General features: G+C 57.3%; 16 protein-coding genes. 14 read left to right on the top strand and 2 right to left on the bottom strand.

Annotation, left to right across the window (positions count from 1 at the left end):
• Positions 1-22 precede the first annotated feature (22 nt).
• Positions 23-2,020: a bifunctional tRNA (5-methylaminomethyl-2-thiouridine)(34)-methyltransferase MnmD/FAD-dependent 5-carboxymethylaminomethyl-2-thiouridine(34) oxidoreductase MnmC gene (gene mnmC / locus IM313_RS17475; protein WP_192971252.1), complete on the bottom strand. Its 1,998-nt coding sequence runs from the start codon at positions 2,018-2,020 to the stop codon at positions 23-25.
• Between the two features lie 158 nt (positions 2,021-2,178).
• On the opposite strand from mnmC, the gene fabB reads away from it, so the two are divergent.
• Together fabB and IM313_RS17485 are read left to right on the top strand one after the other, a co-directional pair.
• The gene (gene fabB, locus IM313_RS17480) at positions 2,179-3,396 is read left to right on the top strand and encodes a beta-ketoacyl-ACP synthase I (RefSeq protein WP_023336433.1); all 1,218 of its coding nucleotides are present in this window, start codon (positions 2,179-2,181) and stop codon (positions 3,394-3,396) included.
• Positions 3,397-3,463: 67 nt separating this feature from the next.
• A complete protein-coding gene (locus IM313_RS17485) occupies positions 3,464-4,642 on the top strand; it encodes an MFS transporter (RefSeq protein WP_192971253.1) in 1,179 nt (392 codons plus the stop codon).
• An 80-nt stretch (positions 4,643-4,722) separates the two neighbouring features.
• On the opposite strand, the gene flk is transcribed toward IM313_RS17485, so the two are convergent.
• Positions 4,723-5,727 carry a flagella biosynthesis regulator Flk gene (gene flk / locus IM313_RS17490; protein WP_192971254.1) on the bottom strand — a complete coding sequence of 335 codons (1,005 nt, stop codon included), beginning with the start codon at positions 5,725-5,727 and terminating at the stop codon, positions 4,723-4,725.
• A 113-nt stretch (positions 5,728-5,840) separates the two neighbouring features.
• Between flk and pdxB the strand changes: the two genes are divergently transcribed.
• The 12 genes from pdxB (at position 5,841) to hisJ (ending at position 17,569) form a co-directional block, all read left to right on the top strand.
• Positions 5,841-6,977, top strand: coding sequence for a 4-phosphoerythronate dehydrogenase PdxB (gene pdxB / locus IM313_RS17495; RefSeq protein ID WP_088204760.1), 1,137 nt, complete (start codon positions 5,841-5,843; stop codon positions 6,975-6,977).
• A gap of 67 nt (positions 6,978-7,044) precedes the next feature.
• Entirely contained in the window at positions 7,045-8,058 is a 1,014-nt protein-coding gene (locus IM313_RS17500) for an aspartate-semialdehyde dehydrogenase (RefSeq protein ID WP_192971255.1), read from the top strand.
• Positions 8,058-8,870, top strand: a complete 813-nt coding sequence (gene truA, locus IM313_RS17505; protein ID WP_045259682.1) for a tRNA pseudouridine(38-40) synthase TruA — start codon at positions 8,058-8,060, stop codon at positions 8,868-8,870. Before IM313_RS17500 ends, truA begins: the two co-directional genes overlap by 1 nt.
• A gap of 28 nt (positions 8,871-8,898) precedes the next feature.
• On the top strand, positions 8,899-9,558 hold the full coding sequence (locus IM313_RS17510; RefSeq protein ID WP_192971256.1) for a DedA family protein: 660 nt from the start codon (positions 8,899-8,901) through the stop codon (positions 9,556-9,558).
• A 154-nt stretch (positions 9,559-9,712) separates the two neighbouring features.
• Positions 9,713-10,618: an acetyl-CoA carboxylase, carboxyltransferase subunit beta gene (gene accD, locus IM313_RS17515; protein WP_047053266.1), complete on the top strand. Its 906-nt coding sequence runs from the start codon at positions 9,713-9,715 to the stop codon at positions 10,616-10,618.
• Positions 10,619-10,688: 70 nt separating this feature from the next.
• Positions 10,689-11,957 carry a bifunctional tetrahydrofolate synthase/dihydrofolate synthase gene (gene folC, locus IM313_RS17520; RefSeq protein ID WP_108780339.1) on the top strand — a complete coding sequence of 423 codons (1,269 nt, stop codon included), beginning with the start codon at positions 10,689-10,691 and terminating at the stop codon, positions 11,955-11,957.
• Entirely contained in the window at positions 11,947-12,639 is a 693-nt protein-coding gene (dedD, locus tag IM313_RS17525) for a cell division protein DedD (RefSeq protein WP_045259684.1), read from the top strand. Before folC ends, dedD begins: the two co-directional genes overlap by 11 nt.
• A gap of 164 nt (positions 12,640-12,803) precedes the next feature.
• On the top strand, positions 12,804-13,292 hold the full coding sequence (gene cvpA, locus IM313_RS17530; protein ID WP_000262116.1) for a colicin V production protein: 489 nt from the start codon (positions 12,804-12,806) through the stop codon (positions 13,290-13,292).
• A gap of 33 nt (positions 13,293-13,325) precedes the next feature.
• A complete protein-coding gene (purF, locus tag IM313_RS17535; protein WP_014884664.1) occupies positions 13,326-14,843 on the top strand; it encodes an amidophosphoribosyltransferase in 1,518 nt (505 codons plus the stop codon).
• 88 nt (positions 14,844-14,931) lie between these two features.
• Positions 14,932-15,501: a UbiX family flavin prenyltransferase gene (locus IM313_RS17540; RefSeq protein WP_192971257.1), complete on the top strand. Its 570-nt coding sequence runs from the start codon at positions 14,932-14,934 to the stop codon at positions 15,499-15,501.
• A 290-nt stretch (positions 15,502-15,791) separates the two neighbouring features.
• Positions 15,792-16,574 carry a lysine/arginine/ornithine ABC transporter substrate-binding protein ArgT gene (argT, locus tag IM313_RS17545; protein ID WP_028013956.1) on the top strand — a complete coding sequence of 261 codons (783 nt, stop codon included), beginning with the start codon at positions 15,792-15,794 and terminating at the stop codon, positions 16,572-16,574.
• Between the two features lie 212 nt (positions 16,575-16,786).
• Entirely contained in the window at positions 16,787-17,569 is a 783-nt protein-coding gene (gene hisJ, locus IM313_RS17550) for a histidine ABC transporter substrate-binding protein HisJ (RefSeq protein ID WP_049000431.1), read from the top strand.
• The last annotated feature ends 59 nt before the right edge of the window (positions 17,570-17,628 follow it).

Genomic DNA, 17,628 nt, shown 5'->3' on the forward strand with positions numbered 1-17,628 from the left:
GGAGAGGGGATTCGACCGCACCCTACTTAACCATTTTCCCCTTCAGCAGTTTCCTTACCCACAACCGGTTCGGATTCAGCCCCGCGAGCGTAACCCTGTCCAGAGGAACCGGCTCATCGCTCATTTGCGCAGCAAGCACCTCTGCCAGCAACGGCGCGGAGCACAATCCTCGCGATCCTAATCCGCCCAGCATGAACAGTTCAGGATAAACCGGGGCACTTACCGCCGTTTCCTTGTTTTCTGCCAGATCCTGATAGAGTTCAAGCGTGGCTTCATAGTCCGGCACGTTTCCCGCCATCGGCAGGTGATCGCGGGTCGCGCAGCGCACGCCGCAGCGCGCTTCGCCCTCGCTAACGTCAACCTCTTTCGCCCACGCCGCGTCCGGGAAGCAGTCAATCAGGCGCTGGCGGTTTTGCTGCTGATCCGCTTCGCTGTAGCGCATATCCGCTTCGCCACGATGATAGCTGGCGCCGATGCAGTGATGTCCGTTAGACGGATTTTGTGGCGTCAGATAGCCGTCATAGCACAGCACCTGGCGCAGCTTGCTCAGTTCGGGCGCGGTTGGGATATGGCTTACCTGGCCGCCGACCGGATAAACCGGCAACGTCTCGGTCTGGATAAACTGGCTGATGTTATGTCCGTTTGCCAGCACAACGCTGGCATGGTGTGCCGCTTTGCCATCAGCAAAATGCAGAGTCCACCGTTCTGACCGGCTAAGCGATTCAACCTTATGAGAATAATGCACCCTCAGCCCGCGTGACTGCGCCAGGCTAATCGCCGCCGCGGTCAGTTCAGCCGGGCACAGCCAGCCGCCGAGCGGATATTGAATGCCGCCACAGCCGGTTTCCACGCCCGCCATGTCTGCCACCTCTTGCGCACTGACCGCGCGGGCAATCTCCTCCGGCAGACCCAGCGACAGCATCTGGGCGATTTTTTGCTGGCTTTTTTCATCCCAGCCGAGCTGCGTCACGCCGCACCAGTCATGGTCGAATGCCACCGGAATGGAATCATACAGGCGGCGAGCGAAGGTAAACGCTGCCGGGAAAAACTGGAACAGGGCCGGGTCGTGCGCGCTTAAAAGCGGGTAAAGCGCGCCCTGGCGGTTGCCGGACGCGCCGTTGGCTGGTGCCTCGTCAGCGCAGTAGAGCGTCACCTGCCAGCCCCGGTGCAGCAGCGCGAGAGAGAGCAGGGCGCTGGCGATCCCTCCGCCAACGATCGCCACTTCGCGCGATGCGCTGGCGCTGCGCGCAAACCAGGGAGCCCGAGCGGGAACGTCCAACGTCCGTTCCATCGTGCCGACCAGCATGTCGCGCTTGCGGCCAAAGCCTTTGGTCTTCTGCATGGTAAAGCCCGCGTCCTGCAGGCCGCGGCGAACAAAGCCGGCCGAGGTAAAGGTGGCGAGCGTTGCGCCGGGACGCGCCAGCCGGGCCATCGCGCTAAACAGATGCTGGCTCCACATGTCCGGGTTCTTGGCGGGCGCAAAGCCGTCAAGGAACCACGCGTCCACCGTCTGGTTCATCGCGTCGTCGAGCGTATCGGTCAGGTCGTTAATGTCGCCCAGCCATAAATCCAGCGTCACCCGTCCGCCGTCCAGAATCAGACGGTGGCAGCCGCCGATATGCGGCGGCCACTGCGCCTGAAGCTGCTCCGCCCAGGCTGCAAGCTCCGGCCAGCGCTGGTGGGCGAGCCGCAGATCGTGCGCGGTAAGCGGAAATTTTTCAAAACTGATGAAATGTAATCTTTGTAGCGTAGCCTCGGGGTGTGCAGCGCGAAATCGATCGAACGCCTGCCAGAGAGTCAGAAAATTCAGTCCGGTTCCGAAGCCGCTTTCCGCAACAACGAACAGACTGCGCGGGTGCGCAGGGAACCGGGCGCTGAGCTGGTTTCCCTCGAGGAAAACATAGCGGGTTTCTTCGAGTCCGTTATCATTAGAAAAGTAGACGTCATCAAAATCTCGGGAAACAGGTGTACCCTCAGCGTTGAATTCGAGGTTGGCGGGTTGTATAGCGTTTTGTTTCACGTAAGTTACTCGTCTGACAGGCAGTGGCACGATCTTAACGATGTGAGTCCATCGGTGCAAATTTCCGCAGAAAATGTCTGATCGGACTTGTTCGGCGTACAAGTGTACGCTATTGTGCGACTCGAAACTTTTTATAGTGCGACTTACAGAGGTATTGAATGAAACGTGCAGTGATTACTGGCCTGGGCATTGTTTCCAGCATCGGTAATAACCAGCAGGAAGTCCTGGCATCTCTGCGTGAAGGACGCTCCGGGATCACTTTCTCTGAAGAGTTTAAAGATTCAGGTATGCGTAGCCACGTATGGGGTAACGTCAAACTGGACACCACCGGTTTGATTGACCGTAAAGTGGTTCGTTTCATGAACGATGCCTCTATTTATGCTTATCTCTCCATGCAGGAAGCGATCAAAGATTCCGGCCTGAGCGAAGAGGTTTATCAGAACAACCCGCGCGTGGGCCTGATTGCCGGTTCCGGCGGTTCCTCTAAAGCGCAGGTATTCGGTGCTGACGCCATGCGCAGCCCGCGTGGTCTGAAAGCGGTAGGTCCGTACGTGGTGACTAAAGCCATGGGTTCTGCGGTTTCCGCGTGCCTGGCGACCCCGTTCAAAATTCACGGTGTGAACTACTCCATCAGCTCCGCGTGTGCGACTTCCGCACACTGTATCGGTAACGCTGTTGAGCAGATCCAGCTGGGTAAACAGGACATCGTATTTGCTGGCGGCGGCGAAGAGCTGGGCTGGGAAATGGCCTGTGAGTTCGACGCGATGGGCGCACTGTCCACCAAGTACAACGAAACCCCAGACAAAGCCTCCCGTACTTATGACGCGCACCGTGACGGTTTCGTCATCGCGGGCGGCGGCGGTATGGTTGTGGTTGAAGAGCTTGAGCACGCGCTGGCGCGTGGCGCGCACATCTATGCTGAGATCGTGGGCTACGGCGCAACGTCCGACGGCGCCGACATGGTTGCTCCGTCCGGCGAAGGCGCGGTGCGCTGCATGAAGATGGCGATGCACGGTGTTGATACCCCAATCGACTACCTGAACTCCCACGGTACCTCTACTCCGGTAGGTGACGTGAAAGAGCTGGGTGCGATCCGCGAAGTGTTCGGCGACAACAGCCCGGCTATCTCTGCCACCAAAGCCATGACCGGTCACTCTCTGGGTGCGGCGGGCGTGCAGGAAGCGATCTACTCTCTGCTGATGCTGGAAAACGGCTTTATCGCCCCAAGCATCAACATCGACGAGATGGACGAGCAGGCGGCTGGCCTGAACATCGTGACCAAACCAACGGAAGCGACGCTGACCACCGTCATGTCCAACAGCTTCGGCTTCGGCGGCACCAACGCCACACTGGTTATGCGCAAGCTGAAAGCATAAGCGTTTGAATGTATAATAGAAGGGAGCCGGAAGGCTCCCTTTTTTATGCCTGAACACGGAGTTATGCATGAAGGCTGTTACCGCCGAGAAGGGCACTCCTTCCGGGAACCTTTCTCTTTTCCGCATCGCCTTTGCGGTATTCCTGACCTACATGACCGTTGGCCTGCCGCTGCCGGTGATCCCGCTGTTCGTTCATCAGGAACTCGGCTATGGCAACACCATGGTCGGCATTGCTGTGGGCATCCAGTTTTTAGCCACGGTATTAACCCGCGGCTACGCAGGACGGCTGGCCGATCAGCACGGTGCAAAACGCTCGGCGCTGCAGGGAATGTTTGCCTGCGGTCTGGCGGGGGGCGCGTGGCTGCTGGCCGCTCTCCTGCCGGTCGACGCCGCGTATAAATTTGCGCTGCTGGTGGTGGGCCGTTTAATCCTTGGCTTCGGTGAAAGCCAGCTGCTGACCGGCACCCTGACCTGGGGGATGGGGCTGGTGGGGCCTGCGCGCTCCGGCAAAGTGATGTCATGGAACGGGATGGCGATTTATGGCGCACTGGCTGCAGGCGCGCCGCTGGGTTTGCTGATCCACAGCCAGTTTGGTTTTGCGGTACTGGCAGCAACCACCATAGTATTACCGCTGCTGGCGTGGGCTTTTAACGGTTCGGTACGCAAGGTGCCCGCCCATAAAGGCGAACGTCCTTCGCTGTGGAGCGTGGTGGGGCAAATCTGGCAGCCAGGGCTGGGGCTGGCGCTTCAGGGAGTAGGCTTCGCGGTGATTGGCACCTTCGTCTCCCTCTATTTCATGAGCCGCGGCTGGGCAATGGCGGGCTTTACGCTGACGGCCTTTGGCGGCGCGTTTGTCCTGATGCGTGTCCTGTTCGGCTGGATGCCGGATCGCTTTGGCGGCGTGAAGGTGGCGGTGGCGTCGCTGGTGATTGAAACCGTTGGGCTGGTGCTGCTCTGGCAGGCGCCGGTCGCCTCCGTTGCGCTGCTGGGTGCGGCGTTAACCGGCTGCGGCTGCTCGCTGATCTTCCCGGCGCTGGGCGTTGAGGTGGTTAAGCGCGTGGCGCCGCAGGTCCGCGGTACGGCGCTGGGCGGCTATGCGGCGTTTCAGGATATCTCATACGGCGTAACCGGGCCGCTGGCGGGTCTGTTAGCCACCTCGTTTGGCTACCCGTCCGTCTTCCTGGCCGGCGCGGTTTCTGCGGTGGTGGGGATCGTGGTGACGCTGGTGGCGTTTCGCAGAAATTAACTGTTGTCGCCGGGGGGCGGCTGCGCCTTACCCGGCCTACGGTTCGAGCCGCTGTAAGCGTAGCGCCACCGGGCAAATCCTCAGGCAACCAGCCAGAAAATCGCCAGCGCAATCAATAATGCAATCAACATTAATCCCGGACGGGCAGAGAGCGTTCTGAACGTCTCCACAACGGGCGCAAACAGCGGGCTGTAGATCGGCTGAACGTTTCTTACCTCCGGCACGCCACCTTCCCGCTCGGCGCGGCGAACAAAGATCTGATTCAGCAGATCCTGCACCTGCGCGGTGGTCAGTACCGTTTGCGGCGTGGCCTGCCAGTTCTGCTGGGCGTAATCCCGAATCACCTCGAACTCGTGCGGTTCCAGCGGCTGTTTAAGCGCCGCCTGAACGGTATGCAGGGTAGGGGCGCTCTGGGTGCTGAGCGTCTGGCGCGCCTGGAGCCAGGTCACCAGATGGGTAAACTGTTTGGCCGGAATCAGCTCGCCCGCCTTCACGCCGGACAGTTCCAGCATGGATTGCCAGATAAGCTTCGTCGACTCGCCGGTGGCGGCGGCCAGTTTGGTCACCATCTGGTTCAGCGTGTTGTGCTCGGCAGGCTGCAGCGGGCGCTCGGTTGAGGGGCGCACCTGAGGCTGCGGAATAGACAACTGATTGTTCTGCAACAGCGTCAGCACGGTTTTAAGCTGGTCTGGCGTCAGCTGGCTCAGGGCGGTCTGGCCATACTGCTGACGGATAAAGTCACTGACAGCCTGACGGTTATTTCCCTGGCCCAGCAGCTCGGTCAACTGCGTGACAATCTGACGCGTGGTGTGGTTCTGCTGCGCGGTCGTAATACGCTGGTTGAGATTTTGCTCGGCGGCAGGGAAATGGCGCGACTGCAGCGGTGCGTCGTTCCTCACGCCTAAATCATGCTTTACCCCGGCCCAGACTTCCGCGTTTTGCTGCGAAGTCAGCGCTATCAGGCGCGTGATCAGTCGCTCCAGCACGGTGCGCTGTTGCGTGGATAGTGGCTGTTCACCGGCAACGTTTGGCGTGACAGGGCCTTCACCCGGAGGGCGTGGCGGCGTACCTGAAATGGGCTGCATCGTCAAAAATCCTTAAAGTCAAAACTCAGCGTAAACCCGGCATACGTATATGCCTGGCGGCCAGATTATGGCACACTTGGCAGGTTTTCTTCCTCTCAAACAGGTACTCAGACGTGAAAATCCTCGTTGATGAAAATATGCCTTACGCCCGCGAGCTGTTTAGCCGCCTCGGCGACGTTAAGGCTGTCCCTGGTCGCCCGATCCCGGTTAACGAACTGGATGACGCAGACGCGCTGATGGTGCGCTCGGTGACCAAAGTAAATGAGGCGTTGCTTGCCGGTAAAGCGATTAAGTTTGTCGGAACCGCAACGGCAGGGACCGATCATGTGGATGATCAGTGGCTGAAGCAGGCCGGAATCGGTTTTTCCGCCGCGCCGGGCTGTAATGCCATTGCCGTCGTGGAATACGTTTTCTCCTCGCTGCTGATGCTGGCCGAGCGCGATGGTTTTGCGCTGAAAGACCGCACCGTGGGGATTGTCGGCGTGGGTAACGTCGGCGGGCGTCTGCAAAAGCGCCTTGAAGCGTTAGGTATCCGCACGCTGCTGTGCGATCCGCCGCGTAAAGACAACGGTGACGACGAGGATTTCCGCGCGCTGGATGAGCTGGTTGAACAGTGCGATGTGCTAACGTTCCACACGCCGCTGTTTAAAGAAGGGCCGTATAAGTCCCTGCATCTGGCGGACGAGGCGCTGATTCGCCGTCTGAAGGCTGGCACTATTCTGATTAATGCCTGCCGTGGCCCGGTGGTGGATAATGCCGCGCTGCTGAAATGTCTGAATGAAGGAAAAGATCTCAGCGTGGTGCTGGACGTCTGGGAGCCGGAGCCGGATCTCAACGTTGAGCTGCTGAACAAGGTTGACGTTGCCACCGCGCATATTGCGGGCTATACGCTTGAAGGCAAAGCGCGCGGCACGACGCAGGTGTTTGAAGCCTACAGCGCCTTTATCGGCCATCCGCAGCAGGTGGCGCTTGATACTTTACTCCCCGCGCCTGAATTTGGCCGCATTACCCTGCATGGCCCGCTCGATCAGGCAACGCTGAAAAGGCTGGTGCATTTGGTGTATGATGTGCGCCGCGACGATGCGCTGCTGCGTAAGGTGGCGGGGATCCCGGGTGAATTTGATAAGCTGCGCAAGAACTACGTTGAGCGCCGCGAGTGGTCTTCCCTGTATGTGATGTGCGACGACGCAGCGGCTGCGACGTTGCTCAAGAAACTGGGTTTTAACGCCGTTCATCATCCGGCGCATTAATGTCTTCTTAATGCTCCCTGTCGGATACGCCGACAGGGACGCTTTTTTATTTCTGGAGTAAACCACCATGTCTGAAGGCTGGAACATTGCCATTTTAGGTGCCACGGGTGCCGTGGGCGAAGCCCTGCTCGAAACTCTTGCCGAGCGTCAGTTCCCGGTGGGAGATATCTATGCGCTGGCGCGCACCGACAGCGCGGGCGAACATCTGCGCTTTGGCGGTAAATCCGTGATGGTTCAGGATGCGGCCGCGTTTGACTGGACCCAGGCGCAGCTGGCGTTTTTTGCCGCAGGTGCTGAAGCCACGGCGTCTTACATTGAAGAGGCGACCAATTCGGGCTGTCTGGTGATCGACCTGAGCAGTCTGTTCTCCCTGGAGCCGGACGTGCCGCTGGTGGTCCCGGACGTCAATCCGTTTGTGCTGGCTGACTACCGCAACCGTAACGTTATCGCGGTACCGAACAGCCTGACCAGCCAGCTGCTGACCGCGCTGAAGCCGCTGATTGACGACGGAGGCCTGTCGCGCATTACCGTCACCAGCCTGCTGTCCGCGTCGGCGAACGGTAAAAAGGCTGTTGACGCGCTGGCCGGGCAGAGTGCGAAGCTGCTGAACGGCATCCCGATCGACGAAGATGATTTCTTTGGCCGCCAGCTGGCGTTCAACATGCTGCCGCTGCTGCCGGATCGTGAAGGTTCCGTGCGCGAAGAGCGTCGTCTCGTCGACGAAGCGCGCAAGATTCTGCAGGACGAGGGGCTGATGATTTCCGCCAGCGTCGTACAGTCCCCGGTCTTCTACGGCCACGCGCAGATGGTCGGTTTTGAAGCGCTGCGCCCGCTGGCGGCAGAGGAAGCGCGCGACGCGTTTGGCCGCGGTGAAGACATCGTCCTTTCCGAAGAGAGCGAGTTCCCGACCCAGGTGGGCGACGCCACCGGCAGCGCGCATCTTTCCGTTGGCTGCGTGCGTAACGACTACGGTATGCCGGAGCAGGTTCAGTTCTGGTCCGTTGCCGATAACGTTCGCTTTGGCGGCGCGCTGATGGCGGTCAAGATCGCCGAGAAGCTGGTGCAGGAGTATCTGTACTGATGTCCGAAGTGGATCAAAAGCCGGTTCATAAAATTGCCTTGGGTATTGAGTACGATGGCAGTAAATATTATGGCTGGCAGCGTCAGAATGAGGTGCGCAGCGTTCAGGAAAAGCTGGAGAAAGCGCTCTCTCAGGTGGCAAACGAGCCGATTAACGTCCTGTGCGCGGGGCGTACGGACGCGGGTGTTCATGGCACGGGGCAGGTGGTTCACTTTGAAACCACCGCCGTGCGTAAGGATGCCGCCTGGACGCTGGGTGTAAATGCGAATTTACCTGGTGACATCGCGGTGCGTTGGGTGAAAGCTGTGCCGGATGATTTTCACGCGCGCTTCAGCGCAACGGCGCGTCGCTATCGCTATGTCATCTACAACCAGCGTCTGCGCCCGGCGGTGTTAAGCCAGGGTGTGACGCATTTTTATGAACCGCTCGATGCAGAACGTATGCATCGCGCGGCGCAGTGTCTGATTGGTGAAAATGACTTTACGTCGTTTCGTGCGGTGCAGTGTCAGTCCCGTACGCCGTGGCGTAACGTCATGCACATTAACGTCAGTCGTTTTGGCGCGTATGTGGTGGTGGATATCAAAGCCAATGCCTTTGTACATCATATGGTGCGGAATATTGTAGGCAGCCTGATGGAAGTGGGCGCCGGACACCAGCCGGAGAGCTGGATTGCAGAACTGCTGGCAGCGAAGGACAGAACGCTTGCGGCAGCAACGGCGAAAGCGGAAGGGCTTTATCTGGTCTCGGTAGACTATCCGGATCGGTTTGACCTGCCAAAACCGCCAATGGGCCCGCTGTTTTTAGCGGACTAAACAAAGGTGCAATTAAGGCTTAGACAATATGGACGTAATACGTTTTCTGATTGATTTCATTCTGCATATTGATGTTCACCTGGCGGAGCTGGTCGCGCAGTACGGCGTCTGGGTTTACGCCATTCTGTTCCTGATTCTGTTCTGTGAAACCGGTCTGGTCGTTACCCCGTTCCTGCCGGGAGACTCGCTGCTGTTTGTGGCCGGTGCGTTGTCGGCGCTGCCCACCAATGATTTGAACGTGCATCTGATGGTCGTGTTGATGGTGATTGCCGCGATTGTCGGGGATGCGGTCAACTATACGATTGGCCGGGTGTTCGGTGAGCGGTTGTTCAGTAATCCGGACTCGAAAATTTTCCGCCGCAGCTATTTAGACAAGACCCATGCCTTCTATGAACGTCATGGTGGAAAAACCATTATCCTTGCGCGTTTTGTGCCTATTGTGCGCACATTTGCGCCTTTTGTGGCGGGAATGGGCCATATGTCCTATCGTCATTTTGCAATGTATAACGTGGTGGGCGCACTGCTTTGGGTGTTGCTCTTTACCTATGCTGGCTACCTGTTTGGCGACTTGCCGGTGGTTCAGGAAAACCTTAAGTTACTGATTGTAACGATTATTGTGCTTTCCGTTCTGCCGGGTGTTATCGAAATCATTCGTCACAAACGCGCGGCAGCAAAGCAAGCGAAGTAAATGCACGCTGGCGGTTCGACCACTTTTTTATCCAAAGTTTCGGGCTGTTATGTTTTAATGTGCAACATTCATGGTCTGTTGGAGGCAAAAATGGCATTATTCGCCTCTTATAGCAAAACTGGCATACGACCAGGTTCAGGCAGAAAGGTTATCAATGAGCTGGATTGAACGAATTAAAAGCAACATTACCCCGACGCGCAAAGCGAGCATTCCTGAAGGGGTATGGACGAAGTGTGATAGCTGCGGCCAGGTTCTGTATCGCGCAGAGCTGGAACGCAATCTCGAGGTGTGTCCGAAGTGTGACCACCACATGCGTATGTCGGCGCGCAACCGCCTGCATAGCCTGCTGGACGAAGGTTCTCTGGTAGAACTGGGCAGCGAACTGGAGCCAAAAGATGTGCTCAAGTTCCGCGACTCCAAAAAATACAAAGATCGTCTGGCCTCTGCACAGAAAGAGACCGGCGAGAAAGACGCGCTGATCGTCATGAAAGGCACCCTGCACGAGATGCCGGTGGTTGCCGCTGCGTTTGAGTTCTCCTTTATGGGCGGCTCAATGGGCTCCGTGGTCGGCGCGCGTTTCGTGCGTGCCGTTGAGCAGGCGCTGGAAGACAACTGTCCGCTGATCTGCTTCTCCGCCTCCGGTGGTGCACGTATGCAGGAAGCGCTGATGTCCCTGATGCAGATGGCGAAAACCTCTGCGGCGCTGGCGAAAATGCAGGAGCGCGGTCTGCCGTACATCTCGGTGCTGACCGACCCAACCATGGGTGGCGTCTCCGCAAGCTTCGCGATGCTGGGTGACCTGAACATCGCTGAGCCAAAAGCGCTGATCGGCTTTGCCGGTCCTCGCGTCATCGAGCAGACCGTTCGTGAAAAACTGCCGCCGGGCTTCCAGCGCAGTGAGTTCCTCATTGAGAAAGGCGCTATCGATATGATCGTCCGCCGTCCGGAAATGCGCCTGAAACTGGCCAGCATTCTGGCGAAGCTGATGAATCTGCCAACGCCTAACCCGGATGAGCCGCGCGAAGGCGTGGTGGTACCGGATCAGGAACCCGAGGCCTGATAACTGAAAAGGGCAGGGCCAGATGGCGCTGCCCTTTTGCTTTATAACCTGTTAATGACAACCGGGCATTATGGAAAATAAAAGCATTCCCCAAGCCACGTCGCCCCTGGCCGCGTGGCTTTCTTATCTGGAAAACCTGCACAGTAAAACCATCGATATGGGCCTTGAGCGCGTAAGCCAGGTTGCCGCGCGTCTCGACGTGCTGAAACCGGCTCCGTTCGTGTTCACCGTTGCAGGTACTAACGGTAAAGGGACGACCTGCCGCACGCTGGAGTCAGTCCTGATGGCTGCGGGGTACAAGGTTGGCGTTTACAGCTCACCGCATCTGGTGCGCTATACCGAGCGCGTGCGGGTGCAGAACACCGAGCTGGCGGAATCTGCCCATACGGCGTCGTTCGCGGCTATCGAAGCGGCGCGCGGGGAAATCTCATTAACCTATTTTGAATACGGCACCCTGTCGGCGCTGTGGCTGTTCAAACAGGCGCAGCTGGACGTGGTGATCCTGGAAGTGGGGCTGGGCGGGCGTCTGGATGCCACCAATATGGTGGATGCGGACGTGGCGGTGGTCACCAGCATCGCGCTGGATCATACCGACTGGCTGGGCCCGGACCGTGAAAGCATTGGCCGCGAGAAGGCCGGTATTTTCCGGGCGAATAAGCCCGCCGTGGTGGGCGAGCCGGACATGCCGCATACCATTGCCGACGTGGCGAAAGAGAAGGGCGCACATCTGTTGCGCCGAGGCGTTGACTGGCAGTATGAGGTGCAGGGCAACGGCTGGCGCTTCAGCGATGCGCAGGGCGTGCTGGAGAATCTGCCGCTGCCGCAGGTGCCACAGCCTAACGCTGCAACCGCGCTGGCGGCACTGCGCGCCAGCGGATTAGCCGTAAGTGAGCAGGCGATCCGTGACGGCATTCAGAATGCGCTGCTGCCGGGTCGTTTCCAGATAGTCAGCGAGTCACCGCGTCTGATTCTGGATGTGGCGCACAACCCGCATGCGGCGGCGTATCTCGCAGGACGTCTCAAATCGTTACCAAAAACCGGGCGCGTGCTGGCGGTTATCGGTATGCTTCATGATAAAGATATCGGCGGCACGCTAGCCTGCATGGAGAGTGTGGTCGATAGCTGGTATTGTGCTCCTCTGGAGGGGCCGCGCGGTGCGACTGCTGAGCAGTTGATGGAACATCTCGGCAAAGGTGCAATCTACAGTAGCGTGGCGCAGGCCTGGCATGCCGCGATGGCGGATGCTAAACCAGAAGATACCGTGCTGGTGTGTGGCTCTTTCCACACGGTGGCACATGTCATGGAAGTGATGGACGCGGGGAGAACCGGTGGCGAGTAAGTTTCAGAACCGTTTAACAGGAACCATTGTGCTGGTCGCGCTCGGGGTGATTATTCTTCCCGGGCTGCTCGACGGGCAGAAAAAACATTATCAGGACGAGTTTGCAGCCATTCCGCTGGTGCCGAAGCCGGGCGACCGCGATGAGCCGGATATGCTGCCTGCGGCGACTCAGGCGCTGCCTGCTCAGCCGCCTGAAGGGGCGGCGGAAGAAGTTCGCGCGGGCGATGCCGCTGCACCGTCACTCGACCCGTCGCGTCTGGCGGCGAATAACAACATCGAGATCGATCCGGTACCGGTAGAGAAGCCTAAACCTGTTGAAAAACCGAAGCCGGTAGAGAAACCGCAGCCGAAGCCTCAGCAACAGCGAGATAAAGCAGCAGAGCAGCTGGCTGCAGCGTCTGAAACCCCACCACCGGCGAAGCAAGACGCAGCGCCGACCGGCAAAGCCTACGTTGTGCAGCTGGGGGCGCTGAAAAACGCCGATAAAGTCAACGAGGTTGTGGGTAAACTGCGCAGCGCGGGCTATCGCGTTTACACTTCACCTTCCACGCCGGTGCAGGGTAAAATCACCCGTATCCTCGTGGGGCCGGAGGCGTCGAAAGACAAGCTGAAAGGGTCGCTGGGCGAGCTGAAGCAGATCTCCGGGCTGAGTGGTGTGGTGATGAGCTACAGCGCGAACTAAGTACGACCTGCTCCTTTAGAGAGAGGCGATAAGCCACGGCGTTGAACATTTTTTCAGCGCCTTTTTTATTTACGCGCGGGAAGGAAATCCCTACGCAAACGTTTTCTTTTTCTGTTAGAATTCGCCCCGAACTGGATGACAGGGCGTTTAATCGTGGGACACATATGGTCTGGATTGATTACGCCATCATTGCGGTGATTGGTTTTTCCTGTCTGGTTAGCCTGATCCGTGGCTTTGTTCGTGAAGCGTTATCGCTGGTAACCTGGGGTTGTGCTTTCTTTGTTGCCAGTCATTACTACACTTACCTGTCTGTCTGGTTCACGGGCTTTGAAGATGAACTGGTCCGAAATGGAATCGCCATCGCGGTGCTGTTTATCGCGACGCTGATTGTCGGCGCTATCGTGAATTACGTGATAGGTCAGCTGGTCGAGAAAACCGGTCTGTCAGGAACGGACAGGGTACTCGGGATCTGTTTCGGGGCATTACGAGGCGTGCTGATTGTGGCCGCGATCCTGTTCTTCCTGGATACCTTCACCGGGTTCTCCAAAAGCGAAGACTGGCAAAAATCGCAGCTCATTCCAGAGTTCAGCTTCATCATCAGATGGTTCTTTGACTATCTGCAAAGCTCGTCGAGTTTTTTGCCCAGGGCATAAACCCTGAGATGTGGCTTAACGAGGAAAAGACGAATGTGCGGTATTGTCGGTATCGCCGGTTTCATGCCGGTAAACCAGTCGATTTATGACGCGTTAACGGTGCTTCAGCACCGTGGGCAGGATGCTGCGGGTATCATCACCATTGATGCAAACAACTGCTTCCGTTTACGTAAGGCCAATGGCCTGGTAAACGATGTATTTGAAGCCCGCCATATGCAGCGTCTGCAAGGTAATATGGGGATCGGTCACGTTCGTTATCCTACTGCTGGCAGTTCCAGCGCCTCTGAGGCACAGCCTTTCTACGTCAACTCACCGTATGGCATCACGCTTGCCCATAACGGCAACCTGACCAACGCTCATGAGCTGCGTAAGAAGCTGTTCGAAGAGAAACGTCGCCACATTAACACCACCTCTGATTCAGAAATCCTGCTCAATGTGTTCGCCAGCGAGCTGGATAACTTCCGTCACTACCCGCTGGAAGCAGACAATATCTTCGCTGCCATTGCCGCGACCAACCGCCAGATCCGCGGTGCGTACGCCTGCGTGGCGATGATCATCGGTCACGGCATGGTCGCCTTCCGCGATCCAAACGGCATTCGTCCGCTGGTGCTGGGCAAGCGCGACCTCGGCGATGGCCGTACCGAATATATGGTTGCCTCTGAGAGCGTGGCGCTGGATACCCTGGGCTTCGAATTCCTGCGCGACGTTGCGCCGGGCGAAGCGGTGTATATCACCGAGAAGGGCCAGTTGTTCACCCGTCAGTGTGCCGACAACCCGGTCAGCAACCCGTGCCTGTTTGAATACGTCTATTTTGCCCGTCCGGATTCGTTCATCGACAAGATTTCCGTCTACAGCGCGCGCGTCAATATGGGCACGAAGCTCGGCGAGAAGATTGCCCGCGAGTGGGACGATCTCGACATTGACGTAGTTATTCCTATCCCGGAAACCTCCTGCGATATCGCCCTGGAGATCGCCCGCATTCTGGACAAGCCGTACCGTCAGGGCTTCGTGAAGAACCGCTACGTTGGCCGCACGTTTATCATGCCGGGCCAGCACCTGCGCCGTAAGTCCGTGCGCCGCAAGCTGAACGCCAACCGCGCGGAATTCCGCGACAAGAACGTTCTGCTGGTGGATGACTCCATCGTTCGCGGCACCACCTCTGAGCAGATTATCGAGATGGCGCGCGAAGCGGGTGCGAAGAAAGTCTACCTGGCGTCTGCCGCGCCGGAGATTCGCTTCCCGAACGTGTACGGCATTGATATGCCAACCGCCAACGAGCTGATTGCTCACGGCCGTGAAGTGGATGAGATTCGCCAGATCATCGGGGCCGACGGCCTGATTTTCCAGGATCTGAACGATCTCATCGACGCGGTGCGCGCCGAGAACCCGGAGATTCAGCAGTTCGAATGCTCCGTGTTCAATGGCGTCTACGTGACGAAAGACGTTGACCAGCAGTACCTCGACTACCTTGATTCGCTGCGCAACGACGATGCGAAAGCCGTTCAGCTGCAAAACGATCTCGAAAGCTTAGAGATGCACAACGAAGGTTAATCTCTCAGCAGGTGAGGGCGCTCGCCCTCACTTGCAACTCCCCGCAAAATCCTGCACAGTCAGCCCAGAATTCAGCAAGGGCGAAATCATGAAACGACTCATAATAGGCATCAGCGGTGCCAGCGGCGCGATTTACGGCGTACGCCTGCTACAGGTTTTGCGTAACGTGGCAGAAGTGGAAACGCATCTGGTGATGAGCCAGGCGGCGCGGCAAACCCTTTCCCTTGAAACGGATCTCTCCCTGCGCGATGTCCAGGCGATGGCGGACGTGGTTCACGATGCCCGCGATATCGCCGCCAGCATCTCCTCAGGCTCGTTTAAAACCGCCGGTATGGTGATCCTGCCCTGTTCAATCAAAACGCTCTCCGGGATTGTGAACAGCTATACCGACAAGCTGGTAACGCGCGCGGCGGATGTGGTGCTGAAGGAGCGCCGCCCGCTGGTGCTCTGCGTGCGGGAAACGCCGCTGCACCTGGGCCATCTGCGCCTCATGACCCAGGCCGCCGAGTTGGGCGCAGTGATCATGCCGCCGGTGCCGGCGTTCTATCACCGACCGCAGTCGCTGGACGATGTGATCAATCAGACCGTCAATCGCGTGCTGGATCAGTTTGACATCGACCTGCCCGAAGACCTCTTCACCCGCTGGCAGGGAGCCTGATTCTGTGCACAAATGCTGTGCATGAAAAGAGACGTTGCCCTGTTTCAGGGCAATTATGCAACGGCGATCATATCCTCGACATTTAATTCGCTTTTTCCCTTTTTCTCTTTCCGGTTCGTTCGGCAGACCTGCTATCTTTCACCATTAAGGCAATATCGCAACGTTTTATTAACATATTTAACGTCGAAGTTTTGACCAGACGGCAATGTGGCATAAGACCTGCAAGAGAAGCCTGCAACACAACACACAACACAATACATAATAAAATCACGGTACTTGAGGGTAAATGTATGAAGAAGACGGTTCTGGCTCTGTCTTTGCTGGTGGGGTTAAGTGCGGCGGCAGGTAGCTACGCAGCGCTTCCACAGACGGTTCGTATCGGTACAGACGCAACCTACGCGCCATTCTCTTCCAAGGATGCGAAAGGCGATTTCGTGGGGTTTGATATCGATTTGGGAAATGAAATGTGCAAACGTATGGAAGTGAAATGCACATGGGTGGGCAGCGACTTCGACGCGTTAATCCCGTCGCTGAAGGCAAAGAAAATCGACGCCATTATCTCTTCTCTCTCCATCACCGAAAAACGCCAGCAGGAGATTGCCTTCTCTGACAAGCTCTACGCTGCGGATTCGCGTCTGATTGCCGCGAAAGGTTCCCCGATCCAGCCGACCATCGACTCGCTGAAAGGCAAGCATGTGGGCGTGCTCCAGGGCTCGACCCAAGAAGGTTACGCGAATGCCAACTGGCGCGAGAAGGGCGTCGACGTGGTGGCTTACCAGAACCAGGATCTGATCTACTCTGACCTGGCGGCAGGCCGTCTGGATGCCGCATTCCAGGATGAAGTCGCGGCGAGCGAAGGCTTCCTGAAGCAGCCGGCCGGTAAAGATTACGCCTTTGCGGGCCCGTCCGTGAAAGACAAAAAATACTTTGGTGACGGCACCGGCATCGGCCTGCGTAAGGACGATAAAGAGCTGAAAGCCGCCTTTGACAAAGCATTCACGGAACTGCGCAAAGACGGTACCTACGACAAACTGGCGAAGAAATACTTCGACTTCAACGTCTACGGTGACTAACGCACCGGCGTGGTGCGTCGCGGGTGTGGATGATTCAATATGGTGCAATTCGTGCACCATATTGGGTCGCTACGTGCATACTTAAGCATTTATAATGCAAAAATTCCCGTCTGAAAGGCATTATTCTTTGCCTGACAGCGTGGATTAATGGCACATTAACCCCACCCCGTCGTCGTAAAAAACCGTATGAAGACAGTTTGTTGAGGACAAATATGAAAAAACTCGTGTTGTCATTATCTCTGGTACTGGCCTTTTCCAGCGCCACCGCGGCCTTCGCAGCCATTCCGCAGAAAATTCGTATTGGCACCGATCCAACCTACGCGCCGTTTGAATCGAAGAATTCAAAGGGTGAACTGGTGGGTTTTGACATCGATCTGGCCAATGAGCTGTGCAAACGCATCAAAGCACAGTGTACTTATGTAGAGAACCCGCTGGATGCGCTGATCCCTTCCCTGAAAGCTAAAAAAATAGACGCGATTATGTCCTCGCTTTCCATCACCGAGAAACGTCAGCAGGAGATTGCCTTCACCGACAAGCTCTATGCGGCCGATTCACGTCTGGTAGTGGCTAAGTCTTCTGACATTCAACCGACCCTCGAGTCGCTGAACGGGAAACGCGTGGGCGTGCTGCAGGGCACCACGCAGGAAACCTACGGTAACGAACACTGGGCGCCGAAGGGGATCGAAATCGTCTCCTATCAGGGCCAGGAAAATATTTACGCAGACCTGACGGCAGGCCGTATTGATGCGGCATTCCAGGATGAAGTCGCGGCAAGCGAAGGTTTCCTGAAAACGCCGGTGGGTAAAGATTACAAGTTCGGCGGTCCGTCCATTAAGGATGAGAAGCTCTTTGGCGTGGGTACCGGTATGGGCCTGCGTAAGGAAGACAACGAACTGCGTGAGGCGCTGAACAAAGCGTTTGCTGAAATGCGCGCTGACGGTACCTACGATAAGCTGGCGAAAAAGTACTTCGATTTCAATGTGTACGGCGGCTAATCGCTCCGTCAAATAACGTGCGGCCCCTCCCGCTGGAGGAGGGGATAAGACACGGTTTA

Origin of the sequence: Enterobacter cloacae complex sp. P2B (genome assembly GCF_014895985.1) — a bacterium.
GTDB lineage: Bacteria > Pseudomonadota > Gammaproteobacteria > Enterobacterales > Enterobacteriaceae > Enterobacter > Enterobacter bugandensis.

What these genes read in the sequence shown, in the direction of transcription:
- IM313_RS17510 (WP_192971256.1), top strand. Translation starts at nt 8,899, where the DNA reads ATGGACGTAATACGTTTTCTGATTGATTTCATTCTGCATATTGATGTT.
- purF (WP_014884664.1), top strand. Translation starts at nt 13,326, where the DNA reads ATGTGCGGTATTGTCGGTATCGCCGGTTTCATGCCGGTAAACCAGTCG.
- accD (WP_047053266.1), top strand. Translation starts at nt 9,713, where the DNA reads ATGAGCTGGATTGAACGAATTAAAAGCAACATTACCCCGACGCGCAAA.
- hisJ (WP_049000431.1), top strand. Translation starts at nt 16,787, where the DNA reads ATGAAAAAACTCGTGTTGTCATTATCTCTGGTACTGGCCTTTTCCAGC.
- truA (WP_045259682.1), top strand. Translation starts at nt 8,058, where the DNA reads ATGTCCGAAGTGGATCAAAAGCCGGTTCATAAAATTGCCTTGGGTATT.
- flk (WP_192971254.1), bottom strand. Translation starts at nt 5,727, where the DNA reads ATGCAGCCCATTTCAGGTACGCCGCCACGCCCTCCGGGTGAAGGCCCT.
- argT (WP_028013956.1), top strand. Translation starts at nt 15,792, where the DNA reads ATGAAGAAGACGGTTCTGGCTCTGTCTTTGCTGGTGGGGTTAAGTGCG.
- IM313_RS17485 (WP_192971253.1), top strand. Translation starts at nt 3,464, where the DNA reads ATGAAGGCTGTTACCGCCGAGAAGGGCACTCCTTCCGGGAACCTTTCT.
- fabB (WP_023336433.1), top strand. Translation starts at nt 2,179, where the DNA reads ATGAAACGTGCAGTGATTACTGGCCTGGGCATTGTTTCCAGCATCGGT.
- IM313_RS17500 (WP_192971255.1), top strand. Translation starts at nt 7,045, where the DNA reads ATGTCTGAAGGCTGGAACATTGCCATTTTAGGTGCCACGGGTGCCGTG.
- folC (WP_108780339.1), top strand. Translation starts at nt 10,689, where the DNA reads ATGGAAAATAAAAGCATTCCCCAAGCCACGTCGCCCCTGGCCGCGTGG.
- cvpA (WP_000262116.1), top strand. Translation starts at nt 12,804, where the DNA reads ATGGTCTGGATTGATTACGCCATCATTGCGGTGATTGGTTTTTCCTGT.
- IM313_RS17540 (WP_192971257.1), top strand. Translation starts at nt 14,932, where the DNA reads ATGAAACGACTCATAATAGGCATCAGCGGTGCCAGCGGCGCGATTTAC.